The sequence below is a fragment of the Chromobacterium rhizoryzae genome, assembly GCF_020544465.1.
Classification (GTDB): Bacteria; Pseudomonadota; Gammaproteobacteria; order Burkholderiales; family Chromobacteriaceae; genus Chromobacterium.
Genome location: NZ_CP066126.1, coordinates 5,081,624 through 5,100,687 on the forward strand (window position 1 = coordinate 5,081,624; position 19,064 = coordinate 5,100,687).

Here is a 19,064-nt window from a genome sequence, read left to right on the forward strand (position 1 = left end):
CCTCTGTAGTGGCAACACTACTGTCATTTAAGCCGTTAGATATTGACCTGACTGCGCATTGCGCAACATCAAGCTTTACGCCCCCGCCTGGACGATGCCGCGGCGCTGCGCGTCGGGCCGGCGTGCTAGAATGCCCGCCATCCAAGCACATAGCCCAATCGGAAACCGGTTTTCATGGACAAAATCGTCATCGCCAGCCGCGAGAGCCGGCTGGCCATGTGGCAGGCCGAACATATCCAGGCCCGGCTGCAAGCGCTCTACCCCCACCTCAGCGTGGACATCCTGGGCATGACCACCCAGGGCGACCAGATTCTGGACAAGACCCTGTCCAAGATCGGCGGCAAAGGCCTGTTCGTCAAAGAGCTGGAAGTGGCGCTGGCCGAAGGCCGCGCCGACCTGGCCGTGCATTCGATCAAGGACGTGCCGATGGTGCTGCCGGAAGGCTTCGCGCTGGCCGCCATCTGCGAGCGCGAAGACCCCCGCGACGCGCTGGTGTCCGCCCGCTGCGCGGACTTGTCGGAGCTGCCGGACGGCGCGGTGGTGGGCACCTCCAGCCTGCGCCGCGAATCGCAGATCCGCGCCCGCTATCCGCGGCTGGTGGTCAAGCCGCTGCGTGGCAATGTGCAAACCCGGCTGCGCAAGCTGGACGACGGCGAATACGACGCCATCATCCTGGCCGCCGCCGGTCTCAAGCGCCTGGGCCTGTCCGAGCGCATCCGCAAGGAGCTGCCGCCGTCGGAAAGCCTGCCGGCCGCCGGCCAAGGCGCGCTGGGCATCGAAATCTGCGCCGACCGCGCCGACCTGATGCGACTGCTCGCGCCGCTGAACCACGCCGCCACCCACGCCTGTGTCAGCGCCGAGCGCGCGCTGGCGCGCGAGCTGGGCGGCAGCTGCCAGGTGCCGCTGGGCGCCTTCGCCACCCTCAGCGAAGACACGCTGACGCTGGGCGGCTTCGTCGCCAGCCCGGACGGTTCGGTGATGCTGACCGCCAGCGCCAGCGCCCCGGCCGATTACGCCGACGCGCTGGGCCGCGTCGTGGCCAAGAAGCTGCTGGACGACGGCGCCGGCCCGCTGATCGAAGCGGTGCTGGCCGACCCGCGCTGAGACGGCGATGCCGCGCGTCCTGGTCGCCCGCCCGCTGGCGCAAAGCGCCGAGCTGCTGCGCCTGCTCGCCGCCGCCGGCTTCGACGCCGGCCATCTGCCGCTGATGGAGATCGCTCCGCAGCCGGATGCGCTGGCGGCGCTGCCGCGACAAGCGGCGGCGGCGGACTGCCTGGTCTTCGTCAGCCCCAGCGCCATAGATCAGGCCTGGCCGGCACTGCGAACGCTGGACCTCGCCGCCAAGCGGCTGGTCTGCGTCGGCCGCGCCAGCGCCGCCAAGCTGGCCGCGCTCAGCGGCCGGACGGCGCTGCACCCCGCCGAGGGCAGCGACAGCGAAGCCTTGCTGGCCCTGCCCGAACTGGCCGATATGCGCGGACAGCGCGTGCTGATCGTGCGCGGCGTCGGCGGCCGGCCGCTGCTGGCGCAAAGCCTGGCCGCGCGCGGCGCGGCGGTGGAGTTCGCCGAAATCTACCGCCGGCTGGACGGCGCGCCGGACTGGGCGGCCTTCGACCTCGCGCCGCCGGACGCGGTAATCGTCACTTCCGGCGAAATCGTAGAGCAATTGTTCCGTCTCGCTGGCCCCAGTCGAATCAGGACGTTACAATGCCTGCTATATTGCGTGCCGCATCCGCGCGTGGCCGACCGGCTCGCCGCGCAAGGCGCGACGCGCATCATGACAACCCGGGCCGAAGACAGCGCGCTGGTCGCCGGCCTTAAAAAATGGTTCTGTCGTCACCCATGAGCGAATCCCAGATCACCGAAACCGCCAAACCCGAGTCCAAGAAATCGCTGAGTCCGGCCTTGCTGATCGCCATCGCCGCGCTGGGCGTGTCCGGCTGGCAGTACTTCAGCACCCAGCAGGAACTGACCGCCGCCCGCCAGGAACTGGCGCGCCGGCTGGCCGAAGGCAGCGGATCCGCCAAGGAGCTGCGCGCGATGACCGAGCAGGCGATCAGCGCCAACCGCGCCACCGAAGGCCGGCTGGCGCTGATGGAGGCCCGCGTCAACGAATCCGCCGGCCAATACGCGACGCTGAACGGCATGTACCAGGAACTGACCAAGAACCGCACCGACTGGCTGCTGTCCGAAGTCGAGCACACCCTGGCCATCGCCAGCCAGCAATTGCAGCTGGCCGGCAATGTGCCGGCCGCCGTGTCCGCGCTGGAAATGGTGGACGCGCGCCTGGCCAAGTTCGACCGCCCGCAGCTGATCGGCGTGAAAAAGGCGGTGGCCACCGACCTGGAAAAACTCAAGGCCCTGCCCTATCTGGACAGCGTCGGCCTCACCGTCAAGCTGGACCGGCTGATGCTGTCCGCCGACAGCCTGCCGCTGGCGGTGGACGCCCACCGCCTGGCCAGCCAGAAACCGCAGGCCAAGGCCGCGACGCCGGCCAGCGCGCCGCTGTGGGAACGCTTGGTGGCCGACGTCAGCAAGAGCCTGGGCGAGCTGATCCATATCCGCCGCATGGACAAGCCCGAAGCGCTGCTGCTGTCGCCGGAGCAAGCCTTCTTCCTGCGGGAAAACCTGAAAATGCGCCTGCTGGACGCGCGCCTGGCGCTGATCCAGCGCGACGGCAAGACCTTCGCCGCCGACATCGTGGCCGCGCGCAGCTATGTGCAGCGTTACTTCGACCGCGACGCTCCGGCCGTCACCCAATGGCTGGGCACGCTGGGCGAACTGGAAGGCGCGCCGCTGGACGTGGCGCTGCCGGACATGAACGCCAGCCTCAAATCGGTGCGCGACGCCCAAGGCGCGGCAGGAGAATAAACCGTGAAATTCGCCTTGTGGATTACCGGGCTGTTTGCCCTCGCGGTGCTGGTCGGCCTGGCCGCCACCCTGAACACCGGCTACGCCATCCTGTTCCTGCCGCCTTACCGGATGGAAGTGTCCTTCAACCTGCTGATCGTGTCGGTGGTGGCGCTGATCTTCGTGGTGCACCTGGTGCTGCGCATGGTGGCGGTGGCCGCCAATCTGCCGGCGGAAGTGCGCCGCTTCCAGCGCCAGAAAAAGCTGAAAGCCTCCCGCCACGCGCTGCGCGAAGCCGGCATTTCCTACTTTGAAGGCCGTTTCCAGAAAGCCGAGCGCGAGGCCAGCAAATCGCTGGACGACGAATACTCGCCGGAAAACAAGGCGCTGGCGCTCTTGATCGCCGCCCGTTCCGCCGGCGCCGCCGGCGATCTGGACAAGCGGGACGGCTATCTGGCGCAACTGGACGCCATGCCGCCGCGGCTGCAGCTGGCGCGCCATATGCTGGACGCGGAACTGAAGCTGGAAGCCAAGGACCCGCTGGGCGCCTTGGCCGCCATCGAACGCGCGCGCGCGCTGTCGCCCAATCTGACCAACGCCTTGCGGCTGGAATTGAAGGTCCGTCTGTTGCAGAAGCAGCCGGAGGCGGTGCTGGCGCTGACCGAGAAACTGCTCAAGGCCGACGCGCTGGAGCCGGAACAGGCGCGGCGCTACCGCTTGGCCGCCTACCAGCAACAGCTGGTGACGCTGCTGGGCGGTCAGGAAATCCGCGACTGGCTGCGCCGCATTCCGGAAGCCGAACGCAGCAACCCGCAGCTGATGGACCAGGTGGTGGCGCGGCTGATCGTGCTGCAGGACTACGACTACGCCGCCACCTTGCTGGCCGGCGCGCTGGCCAACGACGACCACGACACCCCGGAGCTGTCTCGCGAACTGGGCAAGCTGGCCGAGCACCTGAGCGAGGACAAGCGCCTGGAACTGCTGAAAACCGCGGAAAACTGGCTGAAGAAGCGGCCGCGCGACCACTGGCTGCTGATGGCCTTGGGCCGTCTGGCCCTGTGCCAGCAGCTGTGGGGCAAGGCGCAGAGCTATCTGGAAGCCAGCGCCTCGATCTCGCCGACGCTGTGCGCCCACGCCGAGCTGGCGCGGCTGTTCGAAGCCACCGGCAAGGAAGAGCTGGCGGCTCAGCATTACAACAAGAGCCTGGAGCTGGCGCTGAAACAGGGCTGCTGATCCCGGGGACTCCATACGAAAAAGGACATGCTCGCGCATGTCCTTTTTTATTTGCCCTGATTGTTATCGGCTCAACTCGACAACAGCAGCACCCCCCAGGCCAAGGCCAGATAGCGCGCCGCCTTGCCCAGGGTCAGCCACAGAATGCTGGACCACCAGGGCAGGCGCAGCCAGCCGGCGGCCAAGGGGATGGCGTCGCCGATCACCGGCAGCCAGGATAGGGCCAGCACCGCCGGGCCGAAACGCTGAAACCAGCCGGCCAGCCGCGGCGGCAGCTCCTTGCGCGGCGCCAGCCGCCCCAGCCACAGACTGGTGACGCTGCCGGCGGTATTGGCCACCGTGGCCACCAGCAAGGCCGGCCACAGCCACTCCGGCCATTTGTACAGAAAGGCGGACAGCGCCAGTTCGGAATTGCCGGGCAGGATGGTGGACGAGGTGAAGGCCGACACCGCCAGCCCGCCCAGGCCCAGCCAAACCAAATGACTCATTCATCAAACCCGATGGTTTCGCCGCAGGCGGCGGCGATGGCGGCGCTGAGCGTGGAGAAGAACTCCGAACCGTCGCGCGCGGCGATCCAGCGGCCGTCGCGGAAGGCGAAGTGGTAGCCGCCGCTCTTGGCCGCGATCCACAGCTCCTGATTGGCGGTGTGGCGGTTGACGATGATCTTGGCGCCGTCGCTGAACTCGATGTCCAGCACATTGCCGGACACCAGGTAGTCGGCGTCTAGGTCATTGTCGTCGATGGCGGCTTCGATGCGTGCGAAGATGGCGTCGGTGTGCCGCAGAAATTCGGTTTCGTTCATTGCGCTTTCCCGTTGAATGACGGCCTGGACGCCGTCTTGGCGCGGCTCAGGCCTTGATCGCCGGGCGCATCGGAATCACACGACGCGCCGCAGCTTTGCTAGTATCCAGATTTTGCCACATTGGAACTCATTCGTATGCGCACCTTGCTGGCTTGTGCAAGCCTGACCCTGTTCCTGGCCGCCTGCGGCTTCAAAGGCCCCTTGTATCTGCCCGCCCCCGCCGCCAAGCCGGCCGCCGCCGCGCCGGCCGTCAAACCCGCGGCCAAGGCCGACGCCTCCGCTCCGCGCGCCGCGGCCGAACCAGCCGCTCCCGCCGTCCGCTGACGGTTCCCGCCGCGCTTTGGGCCCGGCGCGGCGGCCGCGAAATGCCGAAGACATATTGATATTCCCACGCGGTTTCCTGCGCTTCAGTCATATCCTTTACACTCAAAGGCTGTATCTGCAGATTAAAGGAGCCGCCGATGTCCCACTTCGCCCGTCATCTGGAACATCACACCATCGTCAACCCCTTTCCCGGCATCGCCAAGCTGGAAGCGGCCTTGGGTCACCGCATCGGCGCGCGCATCGGCTCCAATGAAAGCATGGCCAAGCCGGCCTCGCCGCTGACGGCGGAATTCGGCGAGATGATGACGGAGCTGGCCCGGCTCTACCCGGACCCCTACGCGCACGGGCTGCGCCAGCGCGCAGCCGCCCACAACCGCGTGGACCCGAGCCAGGTACTGTTCGACACCGGCGCCGACAGCCTGATCCTGCTGGCGCTGCGCCTGGCCTGTAATGTCGGCGACGCGGTGGTGTGCACCGCCGGCACCTATCCCACTTTCCGCTATTTCGCCGAAGGCGTGGGCGCGCGCATCCTGGAAGTGCCCTACCAGCAGCAAGGCGACCGGCTGCAAGCCGATCTGCCGCGGCTGGCGGAGGTGGCGCGCGCCGAGCGCGCCGCCGTGCTCTATCTCGCCAACCCGGACAATCCCAGCGGCCATTACTGGGGCGCGGACGATATCCTGGCGCTGCGCGAAATGCTGCCCTCGTCCACGCTGTTGATTCTGGACGAGGCCTACGTCGATTTCTGCGTGGACGCGCAGGACGCGCCGCCGCAAGGCGCGCTGCCCAACACGCTGCGGCTGCGCACCTTGTCCAAAGCCTATGCGCTGGCCGGCCTGCGGGTGGGCTACGCCGTCGGCCCGCAGCACATCGTCGCCAAGGCGGACCAGATACGGCCTCAATTCGCGCTGTCCAGCTTCGCCCAGCTGGCGGCTCAAATCGTGTTGGACGATCCGGACTACTCGCGCCAGCTGATCGCCGCCACCATCCATCTGCGCGACAAGCTGTCCGACGCCTTGCGCGCGCGCGATCTGGTGGTGATGCCCTCGCACACCAACTTCGTCTGCATCGCCTATCGCGACGCCGCCAGCAGCGAGGCCATTCACCGCCAACTGCTGTCCGACGGCATCGCCGTCCACCGGCCGCCGCATCCGGCGGTGCGCCATCTGCTGCGCGTCACCGCGCAGCCGCAGGCGCTGTCGGCCAAGGTGATGGCGGCGCTGGCGGAAGGTTAAGAAGCGGCTCAACATCCGCTGCGCTTCGTGATACGAGGCGCGGCGAGCACCGCTTCGTAAACGCCCACGCGCTACGCGTGCGTTTCGCTTCCTCAGCGGTTTTCGCCTTGTCTCGCGCTGGCTCGCAAGACTTTGAACCGCTCTCCCGCCCCATAAAAAACGCCCTGGACCGGCTAGCGGCCCAGGGCGCGGTCTTTTCCCCGCCGTCCTCACTCCGAGGTGCTGGGGTTCCAGTAAGCCTGGCTGATGAAAGGCTGGGCCACCAGCTTGGCGGCGATCTCCTCCAGCTCCTCCCACTCCACCGAGGTGGACAGCAAGGTGGCGGTCATCTCCACCTCGTCGTCGCCGAAGGGCTCCACGTCCAGATCCCCCACCGGGTATTTGGACTCCTCCAGCAGATCGCTGAGCAAGGCCATCGCGTGCTTCTGGCCGGAACGGCTGGAAATCACGCACAGCTGGTAAGTGACTTCGCTGGTTTCGTCGTCGATCGGCTTGCGGTTGATGGAGTTCACCACCGGACGCAGCAAGGTGTTGCTGGCCAAGACGAACAGCGTGATCAGAAAGGCCTGCGGAATCTGACCGGCGCCGGCGCTGGCGCCGACCGCGGCCGAGCCCCACAAGGTGGCGGCGGTGTTCAAGCCGCGCACGTTCAGGCCTTCCTTCATGATGGTGCCGGCGCCCAGAAAGCCGACGCCGGACACCACGTAGGACGCCACCCGCGCCGCGCCGCCGGTGCCGTCCAGCTGCAGCGCCATGTCGACGAAGGCCGCCGCGCCCACCGCCACCAGGGTATTGGTTCGCAAGCCGGCGGTACGCTGACGGAACTGCCGCTCATAGCCAATGGCCGAGCCCAGGATGAAAGCCGTCAACAGGCTGAGCAAGGTTTGCAGCAGACCAGACCCGTTGAAGCCCAGAAACTGCAGTAAGGTTTCCACTTCTTATTCCTCCTGCGGTCGATTGAAAAAACAGCGCTCCCGTCGCGCCGGGAAACAGTCAGGCAGTTTGCCACATCCGCGTCACCGGGTCGTGTCCGACCAGGCGATTGCTGCGAGCGATGCACACGTGGCGCCGGCCCAAGCAGGAAAATTGACAACGGCGGATTCCTGCTGACAGTACGCTGTCAGCAGGGGGGCCGCACACTGTCCTCCAGGCCGCAACGCCGCCTCCGTCCCGCCCGGAAGCGGCGCCGGGATATTCCCGGCCGGATCTCGATAAAACCTGTTCAAGGAGTGTGCCATGTCCCCCGTTCTACACTGGTTTGAAATTCCCGTGCTCCAATTCGAGCGCGCCGTCGCCTTCTATCAACAGGCGCTGCGGGTGGAGCTGCAAGAAGAGAGCTTCGACAATAATCGCATGGCCCTGTTTCCCCAAACCGGCGACAGTTGCGGCGGCGCGCTGCTCAGCTGCCCGCAAGCCCGCCCCCATGTCGACGGCGTGCGCGTCTATCTGGACGGCGGCGCCGATCTCGACGCCACGCTGGAACGGATCAAGAGCGCCGGCGGCATCGTGGTGCAGCCCAAGACCGCGCTGCCGGAGAACTGGGGCCAGATCGCGCTGTTTTCCGATCCGGACGGCAACCTGATCGGCCTGCACAGCGCCGCATGAGCCGGCGCTACTGGATAGGCGTGGCCAGCCGCGACCATGTTCGGCGCGGTCTGGCCGGCGGCTTCGCCCAGCTCTGCCACGGCAAGGCCGCGCCGCTCAGGCGGATGGCGGCCGGCGACGGCCTGATCTATTACTCGCCGGTGCTGAGCCTGGAGGGGCGCGAGCCCTGCCAGCGCTTCACCGCCGTCGGCCTGGCGGCGGACGCGCGGGTCTATCCCTTCCGGGTCAGCGCCGATTTCGAACCCTACCGGCGCGACATCGCCTTCTGGCCGGCGGAGGACGCCGACATCCGTCCGCTGCTCGGTCAATTGGCCTTTATCGCGGATCCGGCGCGCTGGGGCTACGCTTTCCGCTTTGGCCACCTGGAAATCGGCCGTGCCGATTTCCTGTTGATCGCGCGCGCAATGCGGGCGACACTGCCGCCATCCATGCTGCGGGAATCCGACTGAATGCGCCGAGCCGACCGACTGGTCCAAATCCTCTTGCTGCTGCGCGGCCGCCGCCGCACCACCGCCCGGCAATTGGCCGAATGGCTGGAGGTGACTCCGCGCACCGTCTACCGCGATATGGCGGACCTGATGGCCAGCGGCGCGCCGGTCAACGGCGAGGCCGGCGAGGGGTATTGGCTGGAAGCCGGCTTCACGCCGCCGGCGGTGGCGTTTTCCGCGCGCGAACTGGCGGCGCTGGAAGTGGGCGCCCGCATGCTGGCCGCCTGGGCCGACCGCGACACCGCGGCGGCGGCGCAATCGGCGCTAGGCCGCATCCACGCGGTGCTGGGCTCGTCCGGCCTGCCGCCGGAACCGCTATACGCGCCGACGTCGGGCAATTACCCGCGCGAGCGCTTGGCGCCGCTGCGCGACGCCATCGTCTCCCGCCAGCCGCTATGGGTGGACTACCGCGACGAAAGCGGCCGCGGCAGCCAGCGCGCCTTGATGCCGCTGGCGCTGTTCTTCTGGGGCGACCGCTGGCTGCTGGCCGCCTGGTGCGGACTGCGCCTGGACTACCGCAGCTTCCGCGTGGACCGGCTGCAAAGCTGGCGCGCCACGGACTTGAGCTGTCCGCCCGGGGTCAGCCTGGCCGGCTATCTGAGCCATGTGGACGCCGGCGGCCAGGCGCTGGCCTGGCTGGAACAACACCAGCGCCAACCCTGGCATCAGGAATAAGACCCGCTAACAAAACCCCTGATCCCGCGTTGCGCCTCCTTGTCGTACTACGGGTACTGCCTGCGTCGGCGCGCCTTGGCTCAGGTTCTCTGCGAGGTGTTGTTAGCGGCTCTAAGCGCCGCGTCGCCGGCTCAAGGCAGCAGGATGATGGAGCCACTGGTCTTGCGCCCTTCCAGATCGCGGTGCGCCTGCGCCGCCTCGGCCAGAGGATAGCGATGCGAAGGCGCCACCTTGATCCTGCCGTCCGCCACTCGTTCGAACAGCGCCTGGGCCGAAGCCTCCAGCTCCGCGCGGCTGGCGATGTAATCGGCCAGCTTGGGCCGGGTGAAGAACAGAGAGCCGCGGCTGGTCAATTCCAGCGGCGCGAACGGCGGCACCGCGCCGGAGGCGTTGCCGAAGCTGACCAGCATGCCGCGCGGGCTCAGGCTGGCCAGCGAGATCTGGAAAGTGTCCTTGCCCACCGAATCGTAAACCACCGGCACGCCCTGGCCGCCGGTGATCTCGCTCACCCTGGCCACTACGTCTTCGCGGCTGTAATTGATCACATGCTGGCAGCCCAGACCGCGCACGATGTCGGCCTTGGCGTCGGAGCCGACGGTGCCGATCACCGTCGCGCCCAGCGCCGTCAGCCACTGCACCGCGATCTGGCCGACGCCGCCGGCGGCGGCGTGCCACAGCACGGTCTGCCCCGGCCGCACCGGGTAGCTGCGCTGCACCAGATACTCCACGGTCATGCCCTGCAACATCATGCAGGCGGCGGATTCGTCGCTGATGCCGTCGGGAATCTTCACCAGCACCGCCGCCGGCAACAGCCGTTCGCTGCTGTAAGCGCCCAGCGGGCCGCCGGCGTATGCGACGCGGTCGCCCACCGCCAGGCCAGACACCTCCGGCCCCAGCGCCTCCACCACCCCCGCCGCTTCCTGGCCCAGGCCGGACGGCAGCGGCAGCGGATACAGGCCGCTGCGCTGATAGGTGTCGATGAAGTTGACGCCGATGGCGGTGTGACGCACCCGCACCTGGCCCGGTCCCGGCGCGGCCAGCGTCTGGCTCTGCAGGCCCAGCACTTCCGGCCCGCCGGTATGGGAGAAAACGATGGCTTGAGTCATGGCGGCCTCCTCGGCGCAAAAAATCCAGTGTGCGGCAGCGCCTTCCCCCGGACAAGCCACTGTCGCAGAACAGACTGTTTCGATGCTCAGGCCAATAATTGCCCGCGCCCCCAGGCCAGCGCCTCCGGCAAGATGCGCGGCCAGGCTTCAAGCCTGTGGTCGTCGCCGTTGAACACCGTCTGACGGCAGTCCAGATACAGCGCGGCCGCTTCGCGCCAGTCCAGCACCTCGTCGCGGCTACCCAACAGCAGCCAGTAACGGCGCGCGGACGGCTGCGCCACGCGCTGCGCCAGCAAGGCCCGCATATCGGCGTCGCTCAGGGTGTAGACCACGCCGGTATAGGGATTGGTTTGCTCGCCGATGAAGCGCGCCAAGTCGTCGTAAGGCCGCACCGCCGGGTTGATCAGCACCGCCGGGCGTTGATGACGCTCGGCCAGAAACGTGGCGTAATACCCGCCGAGGGAGCTGCCGATCAACAAGGTGTCGGCCGGCAAGGAGGCCACCAGGGCGGACGCCTGCTCAATCGCCTCGGCCGGATGCGGCGACAGCTGCGGACAATGCAGGGTCGCATCGAAAGCGTTCTGTTGCAGATAAGCGGCGGTTTCGTTCGCCTTCAGCGATTGCGGACCGGAGTTGAAGCCGTGCAGGTAAACAATATGCATGCGGATGGGAACAAACGGAAAAGAAAGAGTTCATTCTAAATGGCCATCGTCCCAAGAAAAACCCTGGCAGCCGCGGCTGGCAACCGTCCTTTCGACGGGCTTGCCAATACATTCGCATGAATGATACAAAAACGCGGAAAAAATAATAAAACCGACGATTTATGCCATTGAGCGCGGTTTACAAAGATAACAGGAGAACATTAATGCTTGCCACCCTGCCGGACAACGCCCTCGTCGCCGACGCCACCACCACCAAGCCTTACTCCGTCGCCAGCCTGATCATGGCTTGCGGCTTTCTGCACCACAGCGCGCAGGCCTTTCTCGACGACGTGCGCGCCGATCAGGCGCTGATCCGTTCCGGCTTCTGCCCCCGTCACCATGTGCATGTGGACCGCGACGGCCAAGCCACGGTGGACGGCTTCGTCCACGAACAAGTGGGTTTGTTGCTGCAACACAACGCCTCCCTGCATTTCGCCCTGCATGAGATGCTGATGCAGTTTGGCCCGGACGCCTGCAACGACACCCTGGCCGGCATCATCGTGCGCGGCCTGCGCGGGGTTCAGGACTGGCAGGCCGCCTGCCAGTGCCTGGCGGCGATGCGCCGCGGGCCGGCCCGCGCCTGAAAGCCCGGCCTGGGTTTCGAGGCCTATTTGGCCCTCTTGGCCAGATCCAGCGCCTTGAGCCTGGCGCCGACGTCGCCCTGAGCCGCCGCCTTGGCGTACCAGCGTATCGCCGCCGGCAGATCCCGCTCCACGCCGTCGCCGTGCTCGTACATGCTGGCGATCAGATATTGCGCGCCCATATCGCCCTGCTGCGCGGCTTTTTCGTACCAGTACGCGGCCAGCCGGTAGTCCTTGGCCGCGCCGCGGCCCAAGAAGTACTGGGTGCCCAGATCCAGCTCCGCCGGCAGATAATCCTGCCGCGCGGCCAACTGGAACCAGCGCGTCGCCTCGGTCTGCGATTTGGCCACCTGCTGGCCGCTTTCATACAGCGCGCCCAAGGCGTGCTGCGCCTGCGGCAGACCCGCGTCGGCAGCGCGGCGCAGCCAGCGCTCGCCCTGCGCCCGGTCCGGCGCGCCGCCTTCGCCGCGCCAATGCATCATCGCCAGGTCGAAAGCCGCCACCCGGTCGCCCGCCTGGGCCGCTTGCTCGAACTGCCGGCGCGCGGCGGCGAAATCGCCGCGCTGATAGCTGGCCCAGCCCGCCACGTCCGCGGCCAGGGACGCCAGCGCCCACGCCGCCCATATCCCGCCTGCCCACGCCTTCATCGCGCCTCTCCTCATCGGGCCCGTACTACCAAAGCTTAGAAGCAGTTCAAAGCCCGCTGAAGCGCCAATGCGCTACTGACGCATTCCGCTTTCTCAGCGGCGTTCGCCCTGTCTCGCTCTCGCTCGCGAAACTTTGAACAGACTCTTAGTCGGCGGCGGCCGGGAAATCTGTCGGCGGCGGCTCGCCGCCCAGCTTCCGGTCGATGAACTCCAGGAAGGCGCGCACCTAGGCCGGCACGTGCTTGCGCTCGGGAAACACCGCGTGCAGCGGCAAGGGATAGTGCTCCAGCAGAGGCAGCAGCCGGCCGGTAGCCCGGCGCAATGCTTGCTATGCTGAAAGTCCATCCCGCGCGACTAAACCACCATGGCTCCACCCCTAGGCCCTCATCCCGAGCGACAGCTGTACCGCGACGCGGACGGCCGGTATTGCGCGCGTCTGGGCGGCTGTCAGCTCAGCAGCGTGTTCCAGCCCTTGTTCTACCGCAGCGGCGGCGTGTTCGGCTACGAGGCGCTGCTTCGCGTGCGGACGCAGGACGGCCAGACGCCGTCCCCCGACTCTTTTTTGTCCGGCCTGCCGCCGGAGCTGGCGCTGGAGGCCGATCAGCTGGCGCGGCTGATCCACATCCGCAATTTCGCGCAAAGCGGCCAATCCGGCTGCCTGTGCCTGAACCTGCTGGCCCAGACCGCGGTGGTGGACAACCACGGCCGCAATCACCTTCCCCTGCTGCAAGGCCTGCTGGACTCGCTGGAACTGGACAGCGGCGGCGTGATTTTCGAACTGCCGGAATACGAGGTGGAACACCACGGCCAACCGCTGATCAACAGCCTGCGCCTGACCGCCGAGGCCGGCTTCGGCCTGTCTGTGGACGATTTCGGCGCGGTGGCCGCTCGCCACGGCAAGGTCAAGTCGCTGTGCCCGGACCTGATCAAGATAGACCGCAGCCTGCTGCTGGACTATATGTCCGGCGAACGCCACCGGCTGCCGGTGCTGCTGGAGCTGGGCTGGCAGATAGGCTGCCGCATGGCGGTGGAAGGCATAGAAACCCGCGAGCAACACCAGGCGATGCAGGAACTGGGGGTCGAGCTCTACCAGGGCTTCTACCTGGGCAAGCCGGCCGAGCTGCCGGTGACCTGCCAGCTGTGACCGGCGCGGTCCAGCCACAGGCTGAGCAAGGCCAGCGCGGCCAACGCCGCGCCCAGCCAGACCGGCGCGCGCAGGCTCCAGCCGGCGTCCAACAAAGCGCCGCCGCCCCAGGAACCCAGCATCAGACCCAGATTGACCACCGACATGTGCAGGCTGTTCACCATAGGCCCGCTGCCGCCGGCGCGCACCACCCGCGCCACCATCGCCGGATTCATCGGCAGGCCGGCCAAGCCCAATAGCAGCACGCACGCCGCCGTCGCCGCCTGCCATTGCGCCAGCAAGGCCAACGCCACCAGGGCGGCCAGCAAGACCAGCAGGCCGCCGCGCAGCACGGCGCGGGTGTGGCTGTCCGCCAGGCGGCCGCTGAACAGATTGCCGAGCACCGTCGCCAGCCCGTAAGCGGCGAACAGCCAGGGCAGCGCCGAAGCGGCGAAGCCGCTGACCCGGGTGAACAAGGGCGCCAGATAAGTGAAGGCGGCGAACACCGCGCCTATGATCAGGCCGCTGCTCAGATAAGCCGCCCATAGGCTGGGTCGCGCCAGCCGGCGGCCCTCCTCGCCCAGACTCAAGGTCTGCGGACGGATGCCGGACGGCGTCAGCGCGGCGATGCCCGCCGCGGCCAACGCCACCATGCCCGCCACCAGCCAAAAGCTCACACGCCAGCCCCAGCTCTGATCCACCCAGGCCGCCAGCGGCAGGCCGGCCACCGAAGCCAGCATCAGGCCGTTGAGCACCAGCGCGGCGGCGCGCGCCACCCGGTGTTCGCCCACCAGTTCCGCCGCCAAGGCCAGGGCCACGCCGAAGAAAGCCGATTGCGCCACGCCGCAGATCAGCCGCGACCACAGCATCTGCCGGTAATCGCCGGCCAGCGCGCCCAAAGCCTGCCCGGCCAGGAACAACAGCAACAGCCCGATCAAGCTGTGCTTGCGCCGCGCCGAACGCAGCAGCCAAGTCAGCGCCGGCCCGCCCAGAACCACGCTGGCGGCGAAGGCCGACACCAGATTGCCCACCGCCGGCAAGCCGACGCCCAGAGCCGCCGCCAACGACGGCATCATCCCCGCCACCATGAATTCCGACGTCGCCATCGCAAAAATGCATAGGCCCAACAGATACACCGTCGCCGGCATCGCCGACTCGCCGCTCTTGCCTGTCATCCCGCTTCTCCCGTATCGCACATGAACGAGGGCTTATGCTAGATTCCTTGGCGATACGGAAAAATAGTCTTCAATTCCATACATAACGGAACTGTATTCCGTAATTTCGAGGCAAACCATGGAAAAAATGAGCGGCATCGAGCTGTTCGCCCATATCGCCCAGCAAGGCAGCCTGGTGGCCGCCGGACGGCAACTGGGCATTTCCGCCTCCGCCGCCGGCAAAGGCCTGGCGCGGCTGGAGGCGCGCTTGGGCGCGCGTCTGGTTCAACGCAGCACCCGGCGGCTGACCTTGACCCCGGCCGGCGAGCAATACCTGCAACGTTGCCTGCGCATTCTGGACGAAGTGGAAACGGCGGAGCGCGAGTTGCAACAAGAGCAGGCCGCGCCGCGCGGCCGGCTGAAGGTGGGCCTGCCGCACGAATGCGGCGTGCTGGCCCCGCTGCTGGCCGCCTTCATGCAAGACTATCCGGAGATCGAACTGGATCTGGACTACAGCGACCGGCTGGTGGACGTGATAGGCGAAGGCTTCGATGTGGTGATTCGCGGCGGCGAACCGGGAGACTCGCGCTTGAGCGCGCGGCGGCTGGGCGCTTACCGCATGCGGCTGGTGGCCGCGCCGGCCTACTTCGCCCGCTGCGGCGAGCCGGCGTCGCCGATGGATCTGACGAAGCACCGCTGCCTGCATTACCGCTATCCGCGCAGCGGCAAACTGGCGCCGTGGCCGCTGGCCGGCCAGGATGAAGACGCGCCGGCGCTGCCGGTCCATGCCTGCGCCAATACCGGCGACGCGCTGATCCAGCTGGCGGAGCAAGGCGCCGGCATCGCCTGCCTGCCGGACTTCACCGTGCGCCGCCAACTGGCGGACGGACGGCTGCGGGCGCTGCCGGAAGCCTGGGCCGAGCGCAGCGGCGTCCTTTATCTGCTATGGCCCGGTTCGCCCTATCCGCCGCCGCGGCTGCGCGCCTTCATCGACTTCTTCGCCAAACGCGGCTTCCCCGGCGGCTGAACCCCGCCGGACTCTGGCTCAGGGCGCCGACACCAGCCGGTCCGCCATCGCCTTGATCGCCCGCATCTGCACCCCGTTCTTCCAGGCGAAATTCACGCCGGTATAGCCGAACCAGTCCCAGCAGCCGTTCGGGTTGCCCGGCGGCATCGCCGTGGTCTGCGGATACAACACGATGATGCGATTGCTGTCCGCCCATTCGTTGTAGCCGGCATGGCCGTAGAAAGCGTCGCCGACCGCGCCCGCGTACTGGCGGCAACCGTGCAGCGCCACATGCACCTTGCAGGATTCGCCCTCGGCGCAGGCGCGCGGCACATAGACATAGCCCTCGTCGGCCAGGCTGCTGCCCGGCGGCGCGTACGGCTTCTGGTTGAAAGCGGACACCTGGCTGCTCAATTGGCCGGCGCGCGGCTGCAAGGGGCCGTAGATTTGCGTCAGGATAGCGCCGGCCTGGTCGTAGCCTTCGCCCTTCCAGTCGCAATGGTTGACGTAAGGCGACTTGGTCTCGCCGCAGTCATTGCCGTAAGCCGGCGTGATCTGGGCATGGCCGGCCGGCAGGCTGCGCAGGTAGTCGATGCTCGCCGCCGGCACCCCCAGCTTGCGGAAATAACGCTCGGCGCTGTCCACCACCGCCGTCTTGACAGTATTGTCCTGGCTGCCGCTGAACAGATAGACGCGGCGCTTGGCCAGGTTGGACAAGGGATCGATCTGTCCCGCCAGCGCGAACTGCTGCGTCGCCAGCACCAGGCCGCCCACCGCCGGCGGCGGACCGCTCATGCAGGCCGGCGCGCCCGCCAGCATGCCCTTGGAACAATAGTAAGGCCCGCCCGCCACCACGCCGACGCCTCGCACCGAGGCGGAAAACGCCACCTGATACTGCACCGCCATGAAGGCGCCGGACGACAGACCGGACACCGATGACTGCCGCGCGTCGCCGCGATACGCCGGCAGCGGCTCCGCCGCCGCCATCTGCGCCAGCGTCAACGCCAGCGCCCCAGCCCACCACCAAGCAGGTTTCAACATAAGCCCTCCTTAAAGAACCCGTTCCCTGTCCGCCCCGCGTCATCAAACGCGACACGGCGAGCGCGGCTTTGAAACGCCCATGAGCCACGAGCGTTCCGCGTGCTCGGCTGCTTCGCCTTCGCTCGCGAGACTTTGAACAGACTGCGGTATCGCGCGAGGATCGCGCTCCCGCCTGGATTATGGCGTCCCCAGCCGGCAAAAATCACCCCAACGTCATGAATCGTCGGCAAATCGGTCAGTTCCCGCCCTGCCCCCAACCCCTCTCTGCCGCAGGAGCTGTTCCGCGTCGCTGGTATTCCGTACTATTCCAGTTTCATCAATGACAAGAAGAACGGCATGCCCCCGCTCCCCGCGCCCCGTACCGCCGGCCTGCGCGTCTCGCTGTTGCTCGGCCTGACGCTGACGCTCGCCGCCTGCAAACCCCAGCCGCCTCCGCCCGCCGCCGAGCCGGCCGACACCGCCAGCGCGCCGTCCGTCGCCGGCCAAGTGCGACGCCTGAGCGCCGTGCCGGCCGGCGTCGAGCTGCGCGGCAAGCTGACCGCCGCCTACGGCTGGACGGACAGCGCCGGCGAGCACGTGCTGGTGCTGGCGGAGCGACAGGAAGCGCGCGGCGCCGACGGCGCACAGAGCGCGACGCTCTACGCCGCGCAATACACGCTGGGCCAGGATAGGCCGCGACGGCAGTGGATGCTCAGCGACGGCGTGACGCGCTGCGAGTTCGACGCCAGCGCGACCTTCGATCTGGCCTCCATTGCTTTTCCGGACCTCAACCGCGACGGCGCGCTGGAAACGGTGGTCGGCTATCGCAGCGCTTGCGCCAGCGACGTCAGCCCCAACGACTACAAGCTGATTCTTCACGCCGGCAAAGCCAAATACGGCCTGCGCGGCCTGGATCGCCAGGGCGTGCGCTGGCTGGACCCGGACAATGGCCACCTGACCGGCCTGCCGCTGCCCGAGGACTGCAGCCCGCAAGGCCAGCGGGCGCTGCAGGCCAAGGGCTGGGAGAAAGACTTCGAACCGCCCTATCTGCCCGGCTGTTACACCGACGAAAACGACTTCGCCGCGGCGCCGCCGGCTTTTGCCCGCCACATGCGCCAGCAGTGGTTCGCGCTGATGCGGCATCAGGAAGACAACTGGCTCAAGCAGCAACAGGAATGAGCGCGCGGCTTGCGGCCCTCGCAAACCTGCCCTTCGGTAATTATGATAATAATTCTTGTTTGCAATAAAATCGGAGCCACCACCCGCGTCTATCCTAAGGATTTTCATGGCTTCCGATTTTTCCCGCCCGCGCCGCGCTGCGCTGCGCTTATGGCTGAGCGCCGGCCTGGCTCTGGCCTTGAGCGCCTGCGGCGCGCCTGAGCAAAGCGCCGACGCCTCCGCCGCCGCCGCCGGCCAGTGGCCGCGCACCTTGAGCACGCCCAAGGGTCCGTTGACGCTGGAGCGGCCGCCGCTGCGCATCGTGTCCACCAGCGTGACCCTGACCGGCACCCTACTCGCCATCAACGCCCCGGTAGTGGCCAGCGGCGGCAGCGCCGCCAATTCCAAAGTCACCGACGGCCAGGGCTTCTTCACCCAATGGGGGGCCGTGGCCAAGCAACGGGGCGTGCAGCCGCTTTACCAGGGCGAGCCCAATGCCGAAGCCATCATCGCCGCCCAGCCGGACCTGATCGTGATGGCCGGCACCGGCGGCGACTCCGCGCTGAAGCTGTACGAGCAATTAAGCCAGATGGCGCCGACTCTGGTGGTCAATTACGACGACAAGAGCTGGCAGGAGCTGGCGACGCTGCTGGGACGCGCCAGCGGCCGCGAGGCCGACGCCCAGGCGGTGATCGCCCGTTTCGACGCCGAAGTCGCGCAGTTGAAAAGCAAGCTGAAACTGCCGCCGCAGCCCACCGCCGCCATGGTGTACAGCGAGGACGGCTCCGGGGCCAATCTTTGGACGCCGGAATCGGCCCAGGGCAAGCTGCTGCAAGCGCTGGGCTTTACGCTCGCCACCGCGCCGGACAGCGTCAAGGGCAACACCAGCCAGGGCGTGCGCCGCGACATCGTGCAGCTGTCCGGCGAGAAATTCGCCGAAGGGCTGCGCGGCAACAGCATCCTGCTGTTCAACGCCGACGCGCCCAGCGTGCCCAAGGTACTGGCTAATCCCTTCCTGGCCGGCAACGCCGCGGTGCGCGGCAAGCAGGTCTACGCCGCCGGCTTCGACACCTTCCGCCTGGATTACTACAGCTCGCGCAATCTGCTGGCGCGGCTGGCGCGGCAATTCCAATAGCCGGCAGCTGCCGGCTTCCTTCCCGACAGGCTCGCGCCCGACACGGCGCGGGCCTGTTTTCACATTGATCGCGGCCATCCGGCGCCGCCTTCTCCATGAGCCGCCTTCCCATTATGGAGCGTGTAATTTTTTTAAGTAAATAAACAATGTTATTCATTAAATAAATTACATTAATGGCAATCGATGGAAAAGTATCGATAGTAAAGCCTATTTAGCCCCCCATCTGA

General features: G+C 67.2%; 22 protein-coding genes. 14 read left to right on the forward strand and 8 right to left on the reverse strand.

Features of this window, described 5'->3' with window-relative positions; genetic code table 11:
* Positions 1 to 174: 174 nt before the first annotated feature.
* Genes hemC through JC616_RS23255 form a run of 4 tightly spaced genes read left to right on the forward strand, consistent with a single transcriptional unit; the run spans position 175 to position 4,080 of the window.
* Entirely contained in the window at positions 175 to 1,104 is a 930-nt protein-coding gene (gene hemC / locus JC616_RS23240) for a hydroxymethylbilane synthase (protein WP_227105714.1), read from the forward strand.
* Positions 1,105 to 1,111: 7 nt separating this feature from the next.
* On the forward strand, positions 1,112 to 1,843 hold the full coding sequence (locus JC616_RS23245; RefSeq protein WP_227105715.1) for a uroporphyrinogen-III synthase: 732 nt from the start codon (positions 1,112 to 1,114) through the stop codon (positions 1,841 to 1,843).
* Positions 1,840 to 2,868, forward strand: coding sequence for a uroporphyrinogen-III C-methyltransferase (locus tag JC616_RS23250; RefSeq protein WP_107801199.1), 1,029 nt, complete (start codon positions 1,840 to 1,842; stop codon positions 2,866 to 2,868). Before JC616_RS23245 ends, JC616_RS23250 begins: the two co-directional genes overlap by 4 nt.
* 3 nt (positions 2,869 to 2,871) lie before the next feature.
* Complete coding sequence (locus tag JC616_RS23255) at positions 2,872 to 4,080, forward strand: heme biosynthesis protein HemY (protein WP_048412739.1); 1,209 nt, start codon at positions 2,872 to 2,874, stop codon at positions 4,078 to 4,080.
* A gap of 71 nt (positions 4,081 to 4,151) precedes the next feature.
* Here the strand turns inward: JC616_RS23255 and JC616_RS23260 are convergent, their stop codons facing one another.
* Entirely contained in the window at positions 4,152 to 4,568 is a 417-nt protein-coding gene (locus JC616_RS23260; RefSeq protein WP_107801200.1) for a YqaA family protein, read from the reverse strand.
* Entirely contained in the window at positions 4,565 to 4,882 is a 318-nt protein-coding gene (gene cyaY / locus JC616_RS23265; RefSeq protein WP_107801201.1) for an iron donor protein CyaY, read from the reverse strand. The genes JC616_RS23260 and cyaY overlap by 4 nt, the downstream gene beginning before the upstream one ends.
* 135 nt (positions 4,883 to 5,017) lie before the next feature.
* Between cyaY and lptM the strand changes: the two genes are divergently transcribed.
* On the forward strand, positions 5,018 to 5,206 hold the full coding sequence (gene lptM / locus JC616_RS23270; RefSeq protein WP_107801202.1) for an LPS translocon maturation chaperone LptM: 189 nt from the start codon (positions 5,018 to 5,020) through the stop codon (positions 5,204 to 5,206).
* 137 nt (positions 5,207 to 5,343) lie between these two features.
* The gene (locus JC616_RS23275; RefSeq protein WP_107801203.1) at positions 5,344 to 6,438 is read left to right on the forward strand and encodes a pyridoxal phosphate-dependent aminotransferase; all 1,095 of its coding nucleotides are present in this window, start codon (positions 5,344 to 5,346) and stop codon (positions 6,436 to 6,438) included.
* A gap of 209 nt (positions 6,439 to 6,647) precedes the next feature.
* On the opposite strand, the gene JC616_RS23280 is transcribed toward JC616_RS23275, so the two are convergent.
* Positions 6,648 to 7,373 carry an MgtC/SapB family protein gene (locus tag JC616_RS23280; protein ID WP_019103569.1) on the reverse strand — a complete coding sequence of 242 codons (726 nt, stop codon included), beginning with the start codon at positions 7,371 to 7,373 and terminating at the stop codon, positions 6,648 to 6,650.
* 301 nt (positions 7,374 to 7,674) lie between these two features.
* On the opposite strand from JC616_RS23280, the gene JC616_RS23285 reads away from it, so the two are divergent.
* Genes JC616_RS23285 through JC616_RS23295 form a run of 3 tightly spaced genes read left to right on the forward strand, consistent with a single transcriptional unit; the run spans position 7,675 to position 9,206 of the window.
* Positions 7,675 to 8,043 carry a VOC family protein gene (locus tag JC616_RS23285; protein WP_107801204.1) on the forward strand — a complete coding sequence of 123 codons (369 nt, stop codon included), beginning with the start codon at positions 7,675 to 7,677 and terminating at the stop codon, positions 8,041 to 8,043.
* Entirely contained in the window at positions 8,040 to 8,492 is a 453-nt protein-coding gene (locus JC616_RS23290) for an EVE domain-containing protein (RefSeq protein WP_107801205.1), read from the forward strand. Before JC616_RS23285 ends, JC616_RS23290 begins: the two co-directional genes overlap by 4 nt.
* Entirely contained in the window at positions 8,493 to 9,206 is a 714-nt protein-coding gene (locus JC616_RS23295) for a helix-turn-helix transcriptional regulator (RefSeq protein ID WP_107801206.1), read from the forward strand.
* A gap of 131 nt (positions 9,207 to 9,337) precedes the next feature.
* Here the strand turns inward: JC616_RS23295 and JC616_RS23300 are convergent, their stop codons facing one another.
* Both JC616_RS23300 and JC616_RS23305 read right to left on the reverse strand, forming a co-directional pair.
* Positions 9,338 to 10,312 (reverse strand): quinone oxidoreductase family protein, encoded by a 975-nt coding sequence (locus tag JC616_RS23300; RefSeq protein ID WP_107801207.1) that lies wholly within the window; start codon positions 10,310 to 10,312, stop codon positions 9,338 to 9,340.
* 86 nt (positions 10,313 to 10,398) lie between these two features.
* Positions 10,399 to 10,974, reverse strand: coding sequence for a YqiA/YcfP family alpha/beta fold hydrolase (locus tag JC616_RS23305; RefSeq protein ID WP_107801208.1), 576 nt, complete (start codon positions 10,972 to 10,974; stop codon positions 10,399 to 10,401).
* Between the two features lie 203 nt (positions 10,975 to 11,177).
* On the opposite strand from JC616_RS23305, the gene JC616_RS23310 reads away from it, so the two are divergent.
* Positions 11,178 to 11,597, forward strand: coding sequence for a hypothetical protein (locus tag JC616_RS23310; protein WP_043589344.1), 420 nt, complete (start codon positions 11,178 to 11,180; stop codon positions 11,595 to 11,597).
* Between the two features lie 23 nt (positions 11,598 to 11,620).
* On the opposite strand, the gene JC616_RS23315 is transcribed toward JC616_RS23310, so the two are convergent.
* Positions 11,621 to 12,241: a tetratricopeptide repeat protein gene (locus tag JC616_RS23315; protein ID WP_107801209.1), complete on the reverse strand. Its 621-nt coding sequence runs from the start codon at positions 12,239 to 12,241 to the stop codon at positions 11,621 to 11,623.
* A 364-nt stretch (positions 12,242 to 12,605) separates the two neighbouring features.
* Between JC616_RS23315 and JC616_RS23320 the strand changes: the two genes are divergently transcribed.
* On the forward strand, positions 12,606 to 13,385 hold the full coding sequence (locus JC616_RS23320; RefSeq protein ID WP_107801210.1) for an EAL domain-containing protein: 780 nt from the start codon (positions 12,606 to 12,608) through the stop codon (positions 13,383 to 13,385).
* Here the strand turns inward: JC616_RS23320 and JC616_RS23325 are convergent.
* Positions 13,340 to 14,539 carry an MFS transporter gene (locus tag JC616_RS23325; protein WP_227105716.1) on the reverse strand — a complete coding sequence of 400 codons (1,200 nt, stop codon included), beginning with the start codon at positions 14,537 to 14,539 and terminating at the stop codon, positions 13,340 to 13,342. The two genes, JC616_RS23320 and JC616_RS23325, sit on opposite strands and share 46 nt — an antisense overlap.
* Before the next feature lie 118 nt (positions 14,540 to 14,657).
* On the opposite strand from JC616_RS23325, the gene JC616_RS23330 reads away from it, so the two are divergent.
* Positions 14,658 to 15,545, forward strand: coding sequence for a LysR family transcriptional regulator (locus JC616_RS23330; protein WP_227105717.1), 888 nt, complete (start codon positions 14,658 to 14,660; stop codon positions 15,543 to 15,545).
* An 18-nt stretch (positions 15,546 to 15,563) separates the two neighbouring features.
* Here JC616_RS23330 and JC616_RS23335 read toward each other — a convergent pair whose 3' ends face one another.
* A complete protein-coding gene (locus JC616_RS23335; protein ID WP_107801212.1) occupies positions 15,564 to 16,565 on the reverse strand; it encodes an extracellular catalytic domain type 2 short-chain-length polyhydroxyalkanoate depolymerase in 1,002 nt (333 codons plus the stop codon).
* A 336-nt stretch (positions 16,566 to 16,901) separates the two neighbouring features.
* Between JC616_RS23335 and JC616_RS23340 the strand changes: the two genes are divergently transcribed.
* Complete coding sequence (locus JC616_RS23340; RefSeq protein ID WP_227105719.1) at positions 16,902 to 17,723, forward strand: M949_RS01915 family surface polysaccharide biosynthesis protein; 822 nt, start codon at positions 16,902 to 16,904, stop codon at positions 17,721 to 17,723.
* Between the two features lie 106 nt (positions 17,724 to 17,829).
* A complete protein-coding gene (gene fepB / locus JC616_RS23345) occupies positions 17,830 to 18,837 on the forward strand; it encodes a Fe2+-enterobactin ABC transporter substrate-binding protein (RefSeq protein WP_227105721.1) in 1,008 nt (335 codons plus the stop codon).
* The last annotated feature ends 227 nt before the right edge of the window (positions 18,838 to 19,064 follow it).